At 70.9% G+C, this 18,749-nt stretch carries 18 protein-coding genes; 10 read left to right on the top strand and 8 right to left on the bottom strand.

The window, feature by feature from the left end:
- Nucleotides 1-71 precede the first annotated feature (71 nt).
- A complete protein-coding gene (locus ABZ725_RS09730; protein ID WP_358802195.1) occupies nucleotides 72-1,553 on the top strand; it encodes an aminopeptidase P family protein in 1,482 nt (493 codons plus the stop codon).
- Between the two features lie 84 nt (nucleotides 1,554-1,637).
- Here ABZ725_RS09730 and ABZ725_RS09735 read toward each other — a convergent pair whose 3' ends face one another.
- The 3 genes from ABZ725_RS09735 to ABZ725_RS09745 all read right to left on the bottom strand — a co-directional run bounded on the left by ABZ725_RS09735 (nucleotide 1,638) and on the right by ABZ725_RS09745 (nucleotide 4,015).
- A complete protein-coding gene (locus tag ABZ725_RS09735) occupies nucleotides 1,638-2,471 on the bottom strand; it encodes a triphosphoribosyl-dephospho-CoA synthase (RefSeq protein WP_358802196.1) in 834 nt (277 codons plus the stop codon).
- Between the two features lie 9 nt (nucleotides 2,472-2,480).
- On the bottom strand, nucleotides 2,481-3,410 hold the full coding sequence (locus ABZ725_RS09740; RefSeq protein ID WP_358802197.1) for an intradiol ring-cleavage dioxygenase: 930 nt from the start codon (nucleotides 3,408-3,410) through the stop codon (nucleotides 2,481-2,483).
- A 143-nt stretch (nucleotides 3,411-3,553) separates the two neighbouring features.
- Nucleotides 3,554-4,015 (bottom strand): ATP-binding protein, encoded by a 462-nt coding sequence (locus tag ABZ725_RS09745; RefSeq protein WP_351907718.1) that lies wholly within the window; start codon nucleotides 4,013-4,015, stop codon nucleotides 3,554-3,556.
- A gap of 244 nt (nucleotides 4,016-4,259) precedes the next feature.
- Here ABZ725_RS09745 and ABZ725_RS09750 point away from each other — a divergent pair, with 244 nt between their 5' ends.
- From ABZ725_RS09750 to ABZ725_RS09790, 9 genes are all read left to right on the top strand, one after another.
- Nucleotides 4,260-5,144, top strand: coding sequence for a hypothetical protein (locus tag ABZ725_RS09750; RefSeq protein ID WP_358802198.1), 885 nt, complete (start codon nucleotides 4,260-4,262; stop codon nucleotides 5,142-5,144).
- A 127-nt stretch (nucleotides 5,145-5,271) separates the two neighbouring features.
- The gene (locus ABZ725_RS09755) at nucleotides 5,272-6,033 is read left to right on the top strand and encodes a YcnI family protein (protein ID WP_358802199.1); all 762 of its coding nucleotides are present in this window, start codon (nucleotides 5,272-5,274) and stop codon (nucleotides 6,031-6,033) included.
- A 68-nt stretch (nucleotides 6,034-6,101) separates the two neighbouring features.
- Entirely contained in the window at nucleotides 6,102-6,755 is a 654-nt protein-coding gene (locus ABZ725_RS09760) for an SCO family protein (protein WP_358802200.1), read from the top strand.
- Between the two features lie 23 nt (nucleotides 6,756-6,778).
- On the top strand, nucleotides 6,779-7,246 hold the full coding sequence (locus ABZ725_RS09765; protein ID WP_358802201.1) for a copper chaperone PCu(A)C: 468 nt from the start codon (nucleotides 6,779-6,781) through the stop codon (nucleotides 7,244-7,246).
- Between the two features lie 13 nt (nucleotides 7,247-7,259).
- The gene (locus ABZ725_RS09770) at nucleotides 7,260-9,317 is read left to right on the top strand and encodes a copper resistance protein CopC (protein ID WP_358802202.1); all 2,058 of its coding nucleotides are present in this window, start codon (nucleotides 7,260-7,262) and stop codon (nucleotides 9,315-9,317) included.
- Between the two features lie 7 nt (nucleotides 9,318-9,324).
- Nucleotides 9,325-10,629, top strand: a complete 1,305-nt coding sequence (gene efeB, locus ABZ725_RS09775) for an iron uptake transporter deferrochelatase/peroxidase subunit (RefSeq protein WP_358802203.1) — start codon at nucleotides 9,325-9,327, stop codon at nucleotides 10,627-10,629.
- 171 nt (nucleotides 10,630-10,800) lie between these two features.
- The gene (gene pheA, locus ABZ725_RS09780) at nucleotides 10,801-11,733 is read left to right on the top strand and encodes a prephenate dehydratase (RefSeq protein ID WP_358802204.1); all 933 of its coding nucleotides are present in this window, start codon (nucleotides 10,801-10,803) and stop codon (nucleotides 11,731-11,733) included.
- A 565-nt stretch (nucleotides 11,734-12,298) separates the two neighbouring features.
- The gene (serS, locus tag ABZ725_RS09785; protein ID WP_358802205.1) at nucleotides 12,299-13,576 is read left to right on the top strand and encodes a serine--tRNA ligase; all 1,278 of its coding nucleotides are present in this window, start codon (nucleotides 12,299-12,301) and stop codon (nucleotides 13,574-13,576) included.
- Complete coding sequence (locus ABZ725_RS09790; RefSeq protein ID WP_358802206.1) at nucleotides 13,573-14,376, top strand: HAD family hydrolase; 804 nt, start codon at nucleotides 13,573-13,575, stop codon at nucleotides 14,374-14,376. Before serS ends, ABZ725_RS09790 begins: the two co-directional genes overlap by 4 nt.
- 460 nt (nucleotides 14,377-14,836) lie before the next feature.
- Here ABZ725_RS09790 and ABZ725_RS09795 read toward each other — a convergent pair whose 3' ends face one another.
- The 5 genes from ABZ725_RS09795 to ABZ725_RS09815 form a co-directional block, all read right to left on the bottom strand.
- On the bottom strand, nucleotides 14,837-15,079 hold the full coding sequence (locus ABZ725_RS09795) for a hypothetical protein (RefSeq protein ID WP_351907697.1): 243 nt from the start codon (nucleotides 15,077-15,079) through the stop codon (nucleotides 14,837-14,839).
- A 114-nt stretch (nucleotides 15,080-15,193) separates the two neighbouring features.
- Nucleotides 15,194-15,913 (bottom strand): ABC transporter permease, encoded by a 720-nt coding sequence (locus tag ABZ725_RS09800; RefSeq protein WP_358802207.1) that lies wholly within the window; start codon nucleotides 15,911-15,913, stop codon nucleotides 15,194-15,196.
- Between the two features lie 11 nt (nucleotides 15,914-15,924).
- Nucleotides 15,925-16,836, bottom strand: coding sequence for an ABC transporter ATP-binding protein (locus ABZ725_RS09805; RefSeq protein WP_358802208.1), 912 nt, complete (start codon nucleotides 16,834-16,836; stop codon nucleotides 15,925-15,927).
- The gene (locus ABZ725_RS09810; protein ID WP_358802209.1) at nucleotides 16,833-17,741 is read right to left on the bottom strand and encodes an ABC transporter permease; all 909 of its coding nucleotides are present in this window, start codon (nucleotides 17,739-17,741) and stop codon (nucleotides 16,833-16,835) included. The genes ABZ725_RS09805 and ABZ725_RS09810 overlap by 4 nt, the downstream gene beginning before the upstream one ends.
- Entirely contained in the window at nucleotides 17,731-18,726 is a 996-nt protein-coding gene (locus tag ABZ725_RS09815; RefSeq protein WP_358802742.1) for an ABC transporter ATP-binding protein, read from the bottom strand. Before ABZ725_RS09815 ends, ABZ725_RS09810 begins: the two co-directional genes overlap by 11 nt.
- Between the last annotated feature and the right edge of the window lie 23 nt (nucleotides 18,727-18,749).

Raw genomic sequence — 18,749 nt, forward strand, 5'->3', positions numbered from 1 at the left:
AGGTCTTCCCCTCCTGGGCCCCCTCACGTACGACCGTACGATGGAGGGGGTCCAGTGCCGTATCGAGGAGGATGACCGTGGCGGAGGAGCTTCCGGAGACCCCGGAGACTGCCGAAGACGAGCCCATCAAGCAGCGGAAGAACGGTCTGTACCCGGGCGTGTCCGACGAGCTGGCCGAGAACATGAAGTCCGGCTGGGCCGACACGGAGCTGCACGACCTGCAGCCGATCGCCCAGGCCGCCGAGACCGCCGCCCGCCGCGCCGCGCTCTCCGCCCGCTTCCCGGGCGAGCGCCTGGTGATCCCCGCGGGCAATCTGAAGACCCGCTCGAACGACACGGAGTACGCCTTCCGCGCCTCCGTCGAGTACGCGTACCTCACCGGCAACCAGACGGAGGACGGCGTCCTCGTCCTGGAGCCGGTCGCCGACGGCCACAAGGCCACCATCTACCTGCTGCCGCGCTCCGACCGCGAGAACGGCGAGTTCTGGCTGTCCGGCCAGGGCGAGCTGTGGGTCGGCCGTCGGCACTCGCTCACCGAGGCCGCGCAGGTGTACGGCATCCCCGCCTCCGACGTGCGCGAGCTGGCCGACAAGCTGCGCGAGGCCACCGGCCCGGTGCGGGTCGTGCGCGGCCACGACGCGGGCATCGAGGCCGCCCTGACCGACAAGGTCACCGGCGAACGCGACGAGGAGCTGCGCGTCTTCCTCTCCGAGGCCCGGCTGGTCAAGGACGACTTCGAGGTCGGCGAGCTGCAGAAGGCCGTCGACTCGACGGTGCGCGGCTTCGAGGACGTCGTGAAGGTCCTCGACAAGGCGGAGGCCACCAGCGAGCGCTACATCGAGGGAACGTTCTTCCTCCGCGCGCGCGTGGAGGGCAACGACGTCGGCTACGGCACCATTGCCGCCGCCGGCCCGCACGCCTGCACGCTGCACTGGGTGCGCAACGACGGCCCGGTCCGCTCCGGCGACCTGCTGCTGCTCGACGCGGGCGTCGAGACGCACACGTACTACACCGCCGACGTCACGCGCACGCTGCCGGTCAACGGCCGCTTCAGCGAGATCCAGAAGAAGATCTACGACGCCGTGTACGACGCCCAGGAGGCCGGTATCGAGGCCGTCCGGCCGGGCGGCAAGTACCGCGACTTCCACGATGCCGCACAGCGCGTGCTGGCCGAGCGGCTCGTCGAGTGGGGCCTGGTCGAGGGCCCGGTGGAGCGGGTCCTGGAGCTCGGTCTGCAGCGCCGCTGGACGCTGCACGGCACCGGTCACATGCTCGGCCTGGACGTCCACGACTGCGCCGCCGCGCGCGTGGAGTCGTACGTCGACGGCACGCTGGAGCCGGGCATGGTGCTGACCGTCGAGCCCGGGCTGTACTTCCAGGCCGACGACCTGACGGTGCCCGAGGAGTACCGCGGGATCGGCGTCCGCATCGAGGACGACATCCTCGTCACCGAGGACGGCAACCGGAACCTGTCGGACGGGCTGCCGCGCCGCTCCGACGCGGTCGAGGCGTGGATGGCGGCGCTCAAGGGTCCCCAGGGGGACAAGAGCTGATCCGCCGCTCAGATCACAGCCCCGCGCCCCTTGGGGTGCGGGGCTGTGCCGTGCGTCCGCAAGGCAGCGCGCGGGACGGCGGCCTCAAGCGGCGCGGGCGAGCGCGGTGACCGGGAGGGCGTCCACGAACAGGGCTCCTGCCAGGAGGCCCGCGCTGCCCCGGGGGCTCCACGCGCGCGCGTGGAGGTCGGTGTCGAACTCGGCGAGGGCCTTGCGGCCTGCCGGGGTCGTGGTGCCGCCCGCTTCCAGGACCCCGCGCGCGCCGGCCTGCACATGGCGCAGGCCCAGCGGGCCCGCGGTGTGCAGGAGTTCGGTGTCCTGGAGGGTGGACATCACGGTGAGCAGGGCGTCGAGCCGGGCCGCGGGCTCGTCCGCACCGGCCTTGCGGGCCGCGGCGAGCGCGTCCAGGGCCCGCCGGACGTGCGGGAACCCGGCGCGTGCCTCGCCGCGGGCGCCGGCCGCGCCGTACTTCGCCGAGACCGTCGCGCCCCGGGACGGCCGCCGTGGGGCGCCCTTGTCGGGGTGCGCGGCGATCCGCTTGGCGGTCGCGGCGACCTCGACGCCCCGCGCGCGGGGCTCGAGCGCGGCTGCCGCGACCAGCAGGCCGAGCGTCCACAGCGCGCCCCGGTGCCCGCCGCCGGCGAGGCCCACCGAGTGCTCGGTGCACCTCCCGATCGCGCCCAGCTCCGCCCGGAGCCGGAGCGTGGGTTCGCCGGTGCGGCGGGCCGCCGCGGCCATCGCCGCGAGGCCGGGTGCGAGTGCCTTGGCCGACCAGCGCAGCCCGCAGTGGTCCTTGCGGGTGATGCGGGCGGCCAGGTCACGAGGGTCGGGCAGGCCCGGCTTGGGAGCCAGGGCCAGCTGACCGGTCAGCGCGGCCACCGCGGCCTGCGCGAGCGCATCGTCCTCACGGCTTGTCATGGCCCGGCCTCAGGAGGACGCGGAGGCCGACGGGGCGTCACTCGGCGGGGTGCCCGTGGGGGCGTCGCCGCTCGGGGGCGTGCCGCCGCCACCGCCGCCACCCGCGCCGGTGTTCTCCGCGTCGGGGTCGACGCCCAGGGTGATGGACCCCTTGTAGCCCTTGGACGGGTCCGCCTTGTGCACGGCCTTCAGCGTCAGCAGGCCGCTGGAGGTGCCGCCGCCGTCGTAGACCATGTCGTTGTCGAGGGTGGTGTAGCTGCCGGAGTGCTGGGAGTAGGGCTCCAGCGTGAAGATCTCCTGGGCGGCGTCGTCGGGGAAGAACAGCTGTCCGGTGTAGTTGACCTTGCCGCCCTCGTAGGTGCCGTCCTCCTTCTGGCCGCCCGTGTGCACCTTGAGGTGGATGTGGCAGGTGCGGGGCGTGTACCAGCCGGGAAAGATCGTCTCGAACTTGACGACCCCGTTGGCGTTGGCGACCTGGTAGCCGCGCAGGTAGGTGTTGTCGTTGGCGGTGGAGCCGTCCTCGCTCTCCGCCGGGGCCGAGCCGCCGGGGTTGGCGGTCGTGTAGCCGGAGTAGTAGCCCCAGGCGTCGCAGTGCCAGATCTCGACGGCGGCGCCGGCGACCGGCGTGCAGCCGTCGGTGGCGTCGACGACGGTGAGCCGCAGGGTCAGCGGCACACCGCTCTTGCCCTCGGTGATGTCCTTGCGCACCAGGGCACCGTCGAGGTAGTAGGGCCCTTCCGTGACGCTCGTCATCAGCGTCATGCAGCTGCTGCTCGTGGAGGTGGCCGACGCCGACGCGCTCGCCTCGGCCTCCGTGGACGTGTCGGCGAAGGCCGACTGGTAACCGGCGACGGCGAGCCCGCCCGCCGCGACCGTGCCGCCGGTCACCACGAGGGCGCGGCGCCGGGTGATGGTGGTGTCTTTGCGATTTCCCGTCATGAGCATGAACGTAGGAACGCCACCAGTCAGCTACATGGGCGAACGCTGAGAGGAACCTGTGAGTGCTGGGAAACCTGAAATCCCCCGCCGCGCGAAAGGGATCCGGCGTCGACCGACGCTGACCGAGACCGACTGACGCCTGGTCAGACGGCCATGAGGGGTGCGTCCTTGCGCCACTTGAGCATCTTGTCGAAGCTCACCACCGCGCCGCCGCGCCCCGGCTTGTTGCCGATGTGGACGTGGTCGGCGAGTTCCCGGATGAGGAAGAGGCCCCGGCCCTGCTCTGCGTCGGTGCTCATGCGCACCGGCCCCGGCGCGGGCGCGGAACGCCCGCCGGTGAACCCCGGCCCCGAGTCGGCGACCTCGATACGGCACTTCTCGCCGTCGAGGTAGGCGGTGACGCGGTACGCCTCCGAACAGCCGCCGTGCGCGGTGTCCCCACCGTGCTCGACGGCGTTGGCACAGGCCTCGCTCAGGGCCACCGAGAGGTCGTAACTGACGTCTGGATCGACGCCCGCCGTCTCCATGGTGCCGAGCAACAGGCGGCGGGCGAGCGGAACGCTCGCGGCTTCGCGCCGCAGATGGAGTGACCACCAGATGCTCATGCTCCAGCCTCCTGGCCGCGGCTCGACATACCGATACGTATTGCCGCGCGCGGGCGTATGTAAGCGCGAATTCCACGTGATGCCGCCCATATGGGGGATGCACTCGGGCCTGGAATCGGTGTATGTAGGGACTCAACAGACATCAGTAGCATCAGTCGTAACAGAAGCTGATCTTCCGCATCGTAGGGAACCTTGTGGACCTGCCGTATGACGGCGGTAAGGCCAGTGCGATGATGAGCCCGCCATGTCTGCCCCCCACAGCGAGCGCTCCGGTCGCGATCTACGGCTGCTGCGGGCCGCGGTGTTCGCCGCGGTCTGCGTCGTGCTGGCCGCTGCCGGGCACACGTTGGCCTCCTGCGCCACCGTCCCGCCGTGGACGCTGGGCGCGGGATTCCTGGGGGTCCTCGCGGTCGTGGCGCCGCTCGCCGGACGCGAGCGCTCGCTGCCGGGCATCGCGGCGCTGCTCGCCGTCGGACAGACCGTGCTGCACACGCTGTTCGGACTCGGCCAGCACACCGCCTCCGCTTCGGCTTCCGCTTCGACGTCGGCCTCGGCCGCGCTGTCCGCGTCCGACGCCACGCTCGTCGCCCGCGCGGCCCGGCTGGTGTGCGGGGCCGCCGCGGGCGCGATCAGCCCGGCCCGCGCCCAGCAGATCCTCGTCGACGCACGGCTCTACCCCGATGCCACCGGCACCGGGACCGGAACCGGCGGCGCCACGAGTGCCATGAGCGGCATGGCCGGGATGAGCGACTCCATGCACCATCCCGCCGACGCCCTGTCCACCGCCGGCACATCGATGGCCCTGCTGCCGTCCCTGCCGATGCTGCTCGGTCACGTCCTCGCGGCCGTCGCCGCCGGCTGGCTGCTGCGGCGCGGCGACACGGCCCTGCTGCGGCTGCTCGCCCTGTCGGCCCACGGCGTCGCCGAGGGGGCGCTCGTACGGTCCCTGCGCGGGGCGCTCGCGCTGGTGCGCGCCCTGCTCGCGGGGCTGCCCGCCACGCCCGGGGCGGGACCGCGCGTCCCGCCCACCGCGCTGTTCCCGTCGGCGGCGCCCCGGACGACCGCACTGCAGCACTCGGTGATCAGACGAGGCCCACCGGACGTATCCGCTCTCGTCCTCGCTGCCTGACGCGACACGACCAGCACTCCACCGCACCTGGGGGGGACGGCCGCTGTCGTGCGGCACGCGCGCGTGCGTACGTCTGTGCTCACGCCTCCTCACCCACAGACTCACTCAGAGTGGAGTGCTCGCTGTCATGAAGGCCTCTCGTATCGCCTCCCGCGTCGCCGCCGCCGCTGCCGTCGCCGGTTCCGCCGTTCTCGCCCTGTCCGCGCCCGCCTTCGCGCACGTCAGCGTCGCCGCCGAGGGCTCCGCCGCCAAGGGCGGTTACGCGGTCGTCGACTTCAAGGTCCCCAACGAGCGGGACAACGCCTCGACGACCAAGCTCGAGGTCACCTTCCCGACCGACCACCCGCTGGCCTCCGCGCTGCCGGAGCCGATCAACGGCTGGACGATCGTCGTCACCAAGGCCAAGCTCGCCAAGCCGCTCACGGTGCACGGCAAGCAGATCTCCGAGGCCGTCTCCAAGATCACCTGGACCGCGACCGGCAAGGGCATCGAGGCCGGCTTCTTCCAGAAGTTCCCGGTCTCCGTCGGCGCGCTCCCCGAGGACGCCGACGAACTCGTCTTCAAGGCGATCCAGACGTACTCCAACAAGGAGGTCGTGCGCTGGATCGAGGTCCAGGAGGACGGCGCCGAGGAGCCGGAGAACCCCGCCCCGGTGCTGGCCCTGACCGCCGCCACCGAGGACGGCCACCACGGCACGAGCGCCGAGGCGGCCTCCGACGAGTCCGAAGACGCCAAGGAGGCCGCCGCGACGACCGTGGCGGCCTCCGACTCCGACAGCAGCGACACCACCGCCCGGGTCCTCGGCGTGGTCGGCATCGTCGTCGGCGCCGCGGGTGTGGCGTACGGCGTGCTCGCCGGCCGCCGCCGGACCACGACGACCGAGGCCTGAGCCCCACGCCGGCATCGGGCGGCCGCGGTCGCCCGACGCCGGATTTCACACATATGGGATATTTTTCTATGCGCAAGAAGACGTTCGCCGTGGCCGCGCTGCTCGCCGCCGCCACCCTCACCCTCTCCGCCTGCGGCAACGGCGGCGACGACAGCAGCAGCCCGGTCGCCGTCGTCTCCGAGGACTCCTCGCAGCAGGCCGCGACCGTGCTGGACCAGCCCTTCACCAAGCCCGACCTGGTGCTCACCGACACCCAGGGCAAGAGTTACGACCTGCGCAAGGAGACCGCGGGCCACCCGACGCTGATCTACTTCGGCTACACCAACTGCCCGGACGTCTGCCCGTTGACGATGAACAACATCGCCATCGCCAAGAAGCAGCTGCCCCAGGCCGAACAGGACGAACTGCGCGTCGTGTTCGTCACCACCGACCCGGACCGCGACACCTCGGCCGCGCTCGGCAAGTGGCTCAAGGGCATCGACTCCCAGGTCATCGGTCTGACCGGGAAGTTCGCGACCATCCAGGCCGCCGCCCGTACCGTCGGCATCTCCGTCGAGGCGCCGCACAAGGACAAGAACGGCAAGATCGTCTCCACCCACGGCACCCAGGTCGTCGCCTTCTCCCCGAAGACGAACGGCGGATACCTCCTGTACGGCGAGGACGCCACGGTCGACGACTACACCAAGGACCTCCCCAAGATCGTCAAGGGCGAGAACCCGTGAGGTCTGTGAGTTCTGCGAGGTCTGTGAGGCTCCTCGTGGCGCCGTCCGCGGTGGTCGCCGGGGCGCTGCTGCTGGCGGGGTGCGGCTCGGGCTCGGGCGGCCAGGACTCGGGCGGCAAGGCGGAGTTGTCGGTCCGGGCCGCCTACATTCCGCAGCCCGTCTCCGACACGATGGCCGCCGGTTTCCTGACCATCGTCAACGAGGGCGGGACGAAGGACGAGTTGACCTCCGTCACCAGTGCCGCGGCGGGCAGCGTCACCCTCCACGAGACCGTCGGGTCCTCGATGGAGGAGGTCACGTCCCTCGACGTCCCCGCACACGGTCAACTCGTGTTCAAGAGCGGTGGGAACCACCTGATGTTCGAGAAGCTGAAGAGCAAGCCGGTGCAGGGCGAGACGGTGACCGTCGAGCTGCACTTCGCCGCGTCCGACCCCGTGAAGGTCGAGATTCCGGTGAAGTCCGCCGTGTACAACCCGAAGACCGGCCACTGAGGGAGGGACCACCTTGACGCAGACCATCGCCCCCCGCGTCCGGATGCTCGTGCTGCTGTTCCTGGCGGTCGCCGGCGCGCTCCTCGTCGGCGCCGGACCCGCGTCCGCGCACGCCGCGCTGACCGGCAGCGACCCCGCGCAGGGGGTGGTGGTCGACAAGGCGCCCACTCAGGTGTCGCTGACCTTCTCCGAGACGGTCTCGCTGAGCGACGACTCGCTGCGCGTCCTCGACCCCAAGGGCACCCGGGTCGACACCGGCAAGCCGAGCAACCTCAGCGGCACCACCTACGCCGTGCAACTGCACTCCGGGCTGCCCGACGGCACGTACACCGTGACCTACCAGGTCGTGTCCGCCGACAGCCATCCCGTCGCCGGCGCCTACACCTTCTCCATCGGCTCCCCCTCCAAGACCAGCGTCTCGGTGTCCGACCAGACGGCCGGCGGCGGAGTCGTCGGCTGGCTCTACGGCTTCGGCCGGTATGTGTCGTACGCCGGGTTCATCGTGATGGTCGGCGGGGCCGCCTTCGTGCTGGCCTGCTGGCAGCGCGGCACCGGGGTACGGGCGCTGCAGCGGTTCGTCGTCTCCGGCTGGCTGGCGATGACCGCGGCCACCCTGTTCCTGCTGCTCCTGCGCGGCGCCTACACCAGCTCGGGGAAGCTCGGCGACGTCTTCGACCTCGAACTCCTCGGCCAGGTCCTGCAGACCAAGACCGGCGCGGCCCTGGTCTCCCGGCTGCTGCTGCTCGCCGCGGCCGCGCTGTTCATCGCCGTGCTCTTCGGCGCCTACGACAAGCGCGAGGGCGAGGAGAAGCGGGATCTGACCTTCGGGCTCGCCATCGGCGGAACGGTCGTGGCAGCCGGGCTCGCGGCGAGCTGGGCCATGGCCGAGCACGCGTCGACCGGATTGCAGCCGGGCATCGCGATGCCGGTCGACGTGCTGCACCTCGTGGCGGTCGCGACCTGGCTCGGCGGGCTCACCGCGCTCCTCGTCGCGCTGTACCGGGCACCCGCCGACCGGCCCGTCGAGGCCACCGCCGTGCGCCGTTTCTCCCAGGTCGCCTTCGGCAGCGTCCTCGCCGTGGTCGCCACCGGCGTCTACCAGTCCTGGCGCCAGCTCGGCTCCTGGTCCGCCTTCACCGACACCCGCTACGGCCAACTGCTGCTCATCAAGATCTGTCTCGTGGCGCTGCTCGTCGGCATCGCGTGGATCTCGCGACGGTGGACGGCGCGGCTGGCGGATACGACGGCGGACACCGCGACGGATACCGCGGCGGCCACTGCAGGGGACACCGCGGGGGCCACTACGGGGGATATGACGACCGAGGCAGCGGTGGTCTCCGTGGCATCCGGCTCCGAAGCGTCCGCATCGGAGAAGGAGCCCGTCGCCGCCTCGGCCGGGACGAGCGACACCGCCGCCTCGAAGGCGGCCTCCGAGGGCGCCAAGACCGGCTCCGGGGGCTCGGGCTCCGCGCGGGCCACGCAGCTCGCCCGGCAGCAGGCCGCCGTCGACGCCACGCGGCAGAAGCGGCTGCGGGAGTCCGACGCCGACCGTTTCGGCCTGCGCCGCTCGGTGCTCGCCGAGGCCGGCGTCGCCGTCGTACTGCTCGCCGTCACCACCGTCCTGACCTCGACCGAACCGGGCCGTACGGAGCAGGACGCCGCGAAGGCCACCCGCTCCTCCTCGTCCTCTTCCACGGACCCGTCCGCGGACTCCTCGGACTCCACCTCGGGCGCCCTGACGCTGGACATGTCGTTCGACACCGGCGGCGCCGACGGCAAGGGCGTGGTCAGCGTGGATCTCGACCCCGCACGCGCCGGCGCCAACGAGATGCACGTCTATGTGACCCGGCCCAACGGCCGCGCGTTCGACGTGCCCGAGGTCAAGGTCGCCTTCACCCTCGAAGCCCAGGACATCGGGCCGCTGCCCGTCGTCCCCGACCACATCACGACCGGCCACTGGTCGGCGAACGGAGTGCAGATCCCCATGGCCGGCGAGTGGAAGATCGCCGTGACCGTACGGACCTCCGACATCGACCAGGTGACCGTCTCCAAGAACGCGCAGATCGGCTGACCGCACCATGCCCGACCAGTCCATTCCAGAGGTCCGCACACCCGAGACCCCCACACGCACCGATTCGGGTGTTTTGTCGGAGTCCTCTTCCCCCGAGCGGCTGACGCGGCGCAAGCTGCTCGGCACGGCCGGAGCCACCGGGCTCGTCCTCGGCGCGGCGGGCGCGGCCGCGGGCTATGCGGCGGCGCCCGCACAGGCGACCCCGCTCTCCTCGATCGGGGCCGGGCAGGCGATGTTCCACGTGAAACATCAGCCCGGGATCACCCAGGGCCTCCAGGCCCGCGGCCATCTGGTCGCCTTCGACCTCGCGGCCGGCTCGGGCCGCAAGGAGGCCGCCGCACTGCTGCGCCGCTGGTCGGAGACGGCCCGGCGGCTGATGGCGGGCGAGGCGACCGCGAACGACGACACCGACGTGGCCCGGGACGCCGGCCCCTCCTCGCTCACGGTCACCTTCGGCTTCGGCAACAGCTTCTTCGCCCGCACCGGGCTGGAGAAGCAGCGCCCGGTCGCGCTGGACCCGCTCCCCGACTTCTCCTCCGACCACCTCGACAAGACCCGCAGCAACGGCGACCTGTGGGTGCAGATCGGTGCGGACGACGCTCTGGTCGCCTTCCACGCCCTGCGCGCGATCCAGAAGGACGCGGGCAGCGCGGCGAAGGTCCGCTGGCAGATGAACGGCTTCAACCGGACCCCGGGGGCCACGGCCCACCCCATGACGGCCCGCAACCTCATGGGCCAGATGGACGGCACCCGCAATCCCAAGCCGACCGACTCCGACTTCGACGAGCGCATCTTCGTCCCGGCGTCCGGCACCAAGGACCCGGCGTGGATGGCCGACGGCTCCTACGCCGTCGTCCGCCGTATCCGCATGCTCCTCGACGACTGGGAGAAGCTGACGCTCAAGGCGCAGGAGCAGGTCGTCGGGCGGCGGAAGTCCGACGGGGCGGCGCTGTCCGGGGGCAGCGAGACGACCGAGATGGACCTCGAGAAGACCGATGCGAAGGGCGATCTGGTCGTCCCGATCAACGCGCACGCCCGTATCACCCGGCCCGACCAGAACGGCGGCGCGGCCATGCTGCGGCGGCCCTTCTCCTACCACGACGGCATCGACCCGGACGGCACTCCGGACGCGGGCCTGCTGTTCGTCTGCTGGCAGGCGGACCCGCTGCGCGCCTTCGTCACCGTGCAGCGCAAGCTGGACCGCGGCGACGCCCTGTCGAAGTACATCCGCCACGAGGCGAGCGGCCTGTTCGCGGTGCCCGGCGGCGCGGCGGAGGGGGAGTACGTGGGGCAGCGCCTGCTGGAGGCGTGAGCCGAGCGGGCGTGAGCCGAGGTGGTGTGAAGCCACGGCCCTACGGACAGCCACGGCCCACCGGAAGTCACGGCTCTCGCGAAGTTACGGCCCCTCGGGCGGATTCATTCCTTCCAGGGGCTGCCGTGAGATGCGTACGTCTGTCTCCGCAAGGGCCATTAGGGTGAGGTCATGCCAGCGAGCTATGCGTATCTCGGCCCCGAGGGCACCTTCACGGAGGTCGCCCTGCGCACGCTTCCGGAGGCGGCCACCCGGCAGCTGATCCCGTATGTGTCGGTGCAGTCCGCGCTCGACGCGGTGCGCGGCGGCGAGGCCGAGGCCGCGTTCGTGCCCATCGAGAACTCCGTCGAGGGCGGGATCACGACCACCCTGGACGAGCTGGTCGCGGGCGCGCCGCTGATGATCTACCGCGAGGTGCTGCTGTCGATCACCTTCGCGCTGCTGGTGCGGCCCGGCACGAAGCTGGCCGACATCAAGACGGTCTCCGCGCATCCTGCCGCGCAGCCGCAGGTGCGCAACTGGCTGAAGGCGAACCTCCCGGACGCCCTCTGGGAGTCGGCCGCCTCGAACGCGGACGCCGCCCGGCTGGTCCAGGAGGGCCGTTACGACGCGGCCTTCGCCGGCGAGTTCGCGGCCGCGCGGTACGGGCTGACCGCCCTGGAGACCGGGATCCACGACGCCGAGAACGCCCAGACCCGGTTCGTGCTGGTGGGCCGGCCCGCCCGACCGGCGGCGCCGACCGGCGCGGACAAGACGTCCGTGGTGCTGTGGCAGAGCGACGACCATCCCGGCGGCCTGCGCGACCTGCTGGGCGAGTTCGCCACCCGGGGCGTCAACCTGATGCTGCTGCAGTCCCGTCCGACGGGCGCCGGCATCGGCAACTACTGCTTCTGCATCGACGCCGAGGGACACATCTCCGACCGTCGGATGGCCGAGGCGCTCATGGGACTGAAGCGGATCTGCCGCGAGGTGCGCTTCCTCGGCTCGTACCCGCGTGCGGAGGTCAGCGTGGCGGACGTCGCCGCTCCGCTGCCCGGGACCTCGGACGGGGAGTTCGTGGCGGCGTCGGACTGGGTCGCGCGCTGCCAGGACGGCCGGTTCTAGCCCGGTTCCAGCCCAGTCCTATCTGCACATCTTCGTTATCCACAGAAGTTATCCACAGGACTGCTTCTCGACCTGGGGACAAGTCGACAACGAAGCGCCATCCAGTCGACAAATCGCCCTACCGCCTCCACCCGGGACCCCCACCCCGCGGGTCACCCTTCGTCCACCTGTTTCCTTGGATCAATCCTTTGGGGCGACCCATTTCCACCCGAAAGTGGGTCCGGGGCGGGTTTGGGCAAGGAATCGACGACGCCGTACAGCGGTATCGGAATGATCGATTCCGATGTCCACAGATCTTTCGCACACCCTGTGGATAACCATTCCGAGCGGGTGGACGCCTGTGGACAACGCCGCCTCCAAGTCCCGCTTTCCACAAGGGAATCGAGTCAACACGACGCCCGCCGCATGCCCCGTCCCAGGGAGTGAGACACTTTTTATTGACACGCTCGGCAATTACCCCATAGCTGAACGTAAGGCATCATTCAGGACAAAGGCCGGAACGGCGAGCAGGCGCGCGTCGGAATGGAGTCGTGAGCCGCAAGCCCGCACGGGTAGCCTTGGCCGCGTGATTGACCTTCGCCTGCTCCGTGAGGACCCCGACCGTGTGCGCGCGTCCCAGCGCGCCCGTGGAGAGGACGTCGCGCTCGTCGACGCTCTCCTGTCTGCCGACCAGCGGCGCAGGTCGTCCGGCGTCCGCTTCGACGAGCTGCGCGCCGAGCAGCGGTCGCTCGGCAAGCTCATCCCCAAGGCCTCCCCGGACGAGAAGGCCGAGCTGCTGAAGCAGGCGAGCCAGCTGGCCGCCGACGTCAAGGTCGCCGACGCCGAGCGCGACGCCGCCGACACCGAGACCCAGGAGCTCCTGCAGAGGCTCGGCAACCTCGTGCACCCCGACGTGCCCGTCGGCGGCGAGGAGGACTTCGTCACGCTGGAGACGCACGGCGAGATCCGCGACTTCGGCGCCGAGGGCTTCGAGCCCAAGGACCACCTGGAGCTCGGCCAGATCCTCGGCGCGATCGACGTCGAGCGCGGCGCGAAGGTCTCCGGCTCCCGCTTCTACTTCCTCACCGGCGTCGGCGCGCTCCTGGAGCTCGCCCTCGTCAACGCGGCGATCGCCCAGGCCACGGCGGCCGGCTTCACCCCGATGCTGACGCCCGCCCTGGTCCGCCCCCAGTCGATGGCGGGCACCGGCTTCCTCGGCCAGGCGGCCCAGGACGTCTACCACCTCGACAAGGACGACCTCTACCTGGTCGGCACCTCCGAGGTCCCCCTCGCCGCGTACCACATGGACGAGATCATCGACGCGGACAAGCTGCCGCTGCGCTACGCGGGCTTCTCGCCCTGCTTCCGCCGCGAGGCGGGCTCGCACGGCAAGGACACCAAGGGCATCTTCCGCGTCCACCAGTTCGACAAGGTCGAGATGTTCTCGTACGTCACGCCCGAGGACTCGGCGGCCGAGCACCAGCGGCTGCTGGCGTGGGAGAAGCAGTGGCTGTCCTCGCTGGAGCTGCCGTTCCGCGTCATCGACGTCGCCTCCGGTGACCTCGGCTCCTCGGCCGCCCGCAAGTTCGACTGCGAGGCCTGGATCCCGACGCAGGGCAAGTACCGCGAGCTGACCTCGACCTCGGACTGCACCGAGTTCCAGTCCCGCCGGCTGTCGATCCGCGTGCGTGAGGGCAAGCAGGTCCGCCCGCTGGCCACGCTCAACGGCACGCTGTGCGCGGTCCCGCGCACGATCGTCGCGATCCTGGAGAACCACCAGCAGGCCGACGGCTCCGTGTACGTGCCCGAGGTGCTGCGCCCCTACCTCGGCGGGCGGGAGATCCTGGAGCCGGTGGCCAAGTGACCGCCGCGTTCCCCTACCGCCTGATCGCGACCGACCTCGACGGAACGCTGCTGCGCTCCGACCAGTCGGTCTCGCAACGCACCCGTGACGCCCTCGCCGCGGCCACCGCGGCGGGCGCGGCGCACATCGTCGTGACGGGCCGTGCGGTCCCCTGGACCAAGCACATCCTCGAGGACCTCGGCTACCAGGGCCTCGCGGTCTGTGGCCAGGGCGCACAGGTGTACGACGCCGGCGAGGACCGGCTGCTGACATCGGTGACCCTGGACCGGCAGCTGGCCGGCGTGGCGCTGGCCAAGATCGAGGCGGAGGTCGGCCCGCTGTACCTGGCGGCAAGCCGGGACGGCCTGGACGGAGACGTGCTGGTGGGACCGGGTTACGCGGTCACCGGCGCGCTCCCCTCGACCCCCTTCACGGACGTGTCCGACCTGTGGTCCGCGCCGCTGAACAAGATCTACATACAGCATCCCGAGCTGTCGGACGACGCGCTGGCCGAGGCCGCCCGGCAGGCCGCGGGCGGTTTCGTCACGGTCGCGATGGCCGGCGAGGGCATCGTGGAGCTGCTCCCCCTGGGCCTCTCCAAGGCCACGGGCCTCTCCCTGGCGGCCCGCCGGCTGGGTCTGAAGGCCGCCGACACGATCGCCTTCGGCGACATGCCCAACGACATCCCGATGTTCGGCTGGTCGTCGCACGGTGTGGCCATGGCCAACGCCCACGAGGAACTGAAGGCTGTGGCGAACGAGACGACGTCGTCCAACGAGGACGACGGCATCGCGGTCGTCCTGGAACGCCTGCTGAGCTGAACCCGAGCGGTCGGAGCCCGACGGTCGGCCCCCGGCGGTCGCCCGATCGCCGCAGGCGATCGGGGGCGCGGGGAACTGCGCGACCAGTCACGACGCTCCCGCACCTGTGCGACTGCCGGGAGGGAGGGCGGCCCACGCGAGAGCGACATCGCGTGCTCGAAGCGGCCGCCCCGGGCAGCTCCCCTGTGCGGGGCGGATTCGACGGAGGAGTAACTACTCCGGAACCCGAACCCGCCACTGGCTGCCCTCGAGGTGACTCGACGCGATGCCGTGCATGGACATCGTCGAGCTTCCCTCTCCCGGTCTGTCCCCGGTCTGTGGCGCCGGATCCCTTCCCGGCCCCGCGGGTACAACCACTGTGCCCGGGGGACGAGTTGGACGCCACCGAATAAAACAACCGTGCGACGAGCAGGACCGGGCACGGATTTACAGCGGCTCTACCGATGGACCCACAGCGGCTCTACCGGCGGCGCCACCTGCGTCGACGCGCCTTGCTGAAGAACCAGCCCGCGGGCGGATCGTCGGAGCGCCAGGGCTGCGGCTCGGGCTCCTCCGCCCGCCACCGTGCGGCCAGCATCCGGGCCCGGGCGGACGGCTCGGACGTCTCGGCGGCCCGTATGAAGTCCTCGTCCAGGACGAGGTCGTCCCAGACCTCGCCCTCGGACGGCCCGCGACCGCCGCTCACCGCATTGTCGTCCGCCATCCCCGTCCTCCCAGCAATGTCCGCGCACCGTCCGCGCGGTGGCCGCTTCGCCCAGTGTGCAGAAGCGCGGGTGAAGCCGCCGTCAAGAACGAACGGCCCGCCCGGCAGGGCCCCTCACTCCTCGCCCGCGAGCGTGAGCGCCCGCAGCTTCTGGCCCGCGTACCAGGTGGCCAGCACGGTCACCGCGACCAGCAGCACCGTCGCCGTGGTCAGGCCGACGTCCGAGGTGACGAGGTCTCCGCCGGCCACCTTGTGGGCGACGGCCAGCGACCACTGCTGGACGCTGAGCGTGCGCGCACCCGGCACCAGGGAGCCGAACAGCGCCTCCCAGACGAGGGCGTAGACGAGGCCGAAGACCACCGCGTGCCGGGACACCGTGCCCAGCAGCAGGAACAGCGCCGCGTAGGCGATCGACGAGACCAGGGCGGCCACCGTGTAGGCCACGGCGATCTGCTGGCCGTTGCCGTTGAGGATGAACCCGGCGATCAGCGTCGGCAGGGCCGAGAAGACCATCGTCACCGCGATCGCCACGATCAGCTTGGTGAAGATGATCGTCGGCCGCTTCAGCGGTTTGGACAGCAGATAGACGACGGAGCCGTCGTCGATCTCCGGGCCGATCGCGCCCGTGCCGGCGATGACGCCGATGATCGGGACCATCGTGGCGAGCGCGAGCCCGCCGAGCAGGTCGGACGCCGTCTGATCGTCGGCGCCGGCCAGGCCGCGCACGACCACGGAGATCGCGATCAGCAGCAGGGGCAGGGCGCCCAGGATGAGGGCCCGGCGACGGCCGAGCAGGGCCCGGTAGGTGAGTCGGGCGACTGTGGGGTCGTACATCTTTGGGCCTCCTACGCCGCGACCAGGTACGAGAACACGGACTCGAGGGACTCGTCGGAAGGCGAGACCGTGAGCAGCCGGATGCCGTGGTCCCTGGCGACCTTCGGCAGCAGCGCGGTGAAGCGGCCGAAGTCGACGGCCTGGATGCGCAACGCGCCCTCCGCCAGGTCGACTTCGATGCCGGAGGTCGACGGGTCGGCGATCAGCGCGGCCGCGAGGGCGCGGTCGTCGCTGGAGCGCACCAGGTAGCGGTGCGGGCGGTCGGTCATCAGGCGGCGGATCTTGCGGAAGTCGCCGCTGGCCGCGTGCCTCCCGGCGACGACCACCTCGATGTGCCAGGCGAGTTGCTCGACCTCTTCGAGGATGTGGGACGAGAACAGCACGGTGCGGCCCTCGTCGCCCATGCGCCGCAGCAGGTCCATGAGCTGCATGCGCTGGCGGGGGTCCATCCCGTTGAACGGCTCGTCGAGCAGGAGCAGCGACGGGTCGTGGACCAGGGCGGACGCCATCTTCACACGCTGGCGCATGCCCTTGGAGTACGTGGAGATCTTGCGGTCCTGCGCGTACTCCATCTCGACCGTGGCCAGTGCCCTTTGGGCGGCCTTGGCGCCCAGGCCGTGCAGTTCGGCGTTGGCGACGACGAATTCGCGGCCGGTGAGGAAGTCGTACATCGCCTCGCGCTCGGGGACGATGCCGATGTGCTTGTAGATGTCCTCGTTGCGCCAGACCTGCTGGCCGTCGAGGGTGACCGTGCCGGTGGAGGGGGCCAGGAAGCCGCCCATCATGTTGATGAGGGTGGACTTTCCGGCGCCGTTGGGGCCGAGCAGGCCGGTGACGCCGGGGCCGATGGTCATGGTGATGTCGTTGACGGCGACCACGTTGCCGAACCAGCGGGAGACATGGTCGATGTTGAGCGTGGTCACAGGCCCACCTTCTGGTAGCGGCGGATCAGAAGGCCGTAGCTCGCGGCGATCAGGCCGAGGACGACGAGGACGTAGACCACGCCCTCTCCGGTGGACGGGCCGACTCCGCCGGGGAAGGCGGAGGAGGCGCCCAGGAAGGCCGACTGCACGCCGTCGATCAGCGTGACCGGCGAGAACAGACCGATCCAGGGGATGGAGCTGCTGCTGTTCTGGGCCTCGGCGATGGCCTGGAGCGTGGAGACGGCGCCGTAGGAGATGGTCAGGACGGCGATGACGGCGGCGATGCCGAAGCCGCGCCGCGGGGTCGCCGAGGCGATGACCAGGCCGATGCCGGCGAAGAGCAGCGAGAGCAGTGCCACGGAGACGAGTCCTTGAGCGAATCCCTTGGTCTGGTCGGTGAAGTCCAGCTTGGCCAGCAGCGCGCCCACGTAGAGCACCAGCAGCGGGGCGGCGGTGAGGACGAAGAGCGCCGAGGCCAGCGCGGCGAACTTCGCGCGTACGTAGTCCGCGGTCTCGATGGGCCGCGAGAAGTACAGCGGCACGGTCTTGAAGCGCAGGTCGCGCGAGACGGACTGGGGCGCCTGGGAGGCGATGTACAGGCTGAGCACGGCCTGCATGACGATCGCGTAGCGCGTGTAGTCCACCGGGAGTTCGTTGGCCTTCGTGGCGACGGCGACGGCGACCATGATGGCCGCGGGCACGCACATCACGACGAACAGCAGCATCGGCAGCACCTTGGACTTCACCGAACGGCCGAGGCCGTAGGAGCCGCGCAGGGACTGCGAGTAGAGGGAGCGGCGGGCGTAGGCGCGGCCCAGCCGGGGGCCGTCGTAGCTGCGGTAGCCGATGTTGTGGATCCGGGTCTGGTCACCCGAGGGGGCGGTGACCGGGTGCTCAACTGCCATGGCCGACGGCCTCCTTTCGCTGCTGGTCGTTGCCGGTGCCGGTGCCGGTGGCGGCGTCGCTGTCCGTGAAGACCTCGGAGATGTGGTGCCTGCGCTGTTCCATGCGGACGAGGCCGAGGCCCAGGTCGGCGACCACGTCCCGAACGACGTCGTATGTCTCCTCGCCCTGCGCGGTCAGCAGCAGGATGTGCCCGGCGCCCGGCAGACCGCTGTTGGCGTCCAGGACGTCCACTCCGCGCGCGTGGAGCGCCTCGCGCACCGCGCGGGTGCCGTCCGGGTGGTCGTCGGTGTCGGTGACCTCGATCGCGAGGGTGGTCGTGGTCTGTGTGAAGTCGGTGGTGGAGCTGGAGCGCAGGAGCTTGCCGCCGTCCACGACGACGACGTGGTCGCAGGTGCGTTCCAGTTCGCCCAGCAGGTGGGAGGTGACCAGGACCGAGATGCCGAAGTCGGTGTAGATACGGCGGATGAGGCCGAGCATCTCGTCGCGGCCGACCGGGTCGAGGCCGTTGGTCGGCTCGTCCAGGAAGACCAGCTGCGGGTCGTGGACGAGGGCTTGGGCGAGCTTCACCCGCTGCTTCATGCCGGTCGAGTAGCCGCCGATGGGGCGGTAGCGCTCCTCGTACAGACCGACGTGGCGCAGGGTGTCCGCGGTGCGCTCGCGGGCGGCGGTGGGCGGGAGGCCGGACATCCGCGCCATGTGCACGACGAACTCGGTGGCCGAGACGTCGGGCGGCAGACAGTCGTGCTCCGGCATGTAGCCGACCCGCTCGCGGATGTCGGCGCCCTTGCTCGCGACGTCGAGACCGAGCACTTCGGCTCGGCCCTCCGTGGCGGGCGACAGACCCAGCAGGATCTTGATCAACGTGGACTTGCCGGCCCCGTTGGCTCCGACGAGCCCGGTCACACCGGGCCCGACGTCCACGGAGAGCCGGTCAAGAGCGGTCACCCGGGGGAACCGCTTGCTCAGGCTTTCGGTCGCGATCACAGTCACGGCACAAACGGTAGTGA

Source organism: Streptomyces sp. NPDC006872, assembly GCF_040635845.1.
Taxonomy (GTDB): domain Bacteria; phylum Actinomycetota; class Actinomycetes; order Streptomycetales; family Streptomycetaceae; genus Streptomyces.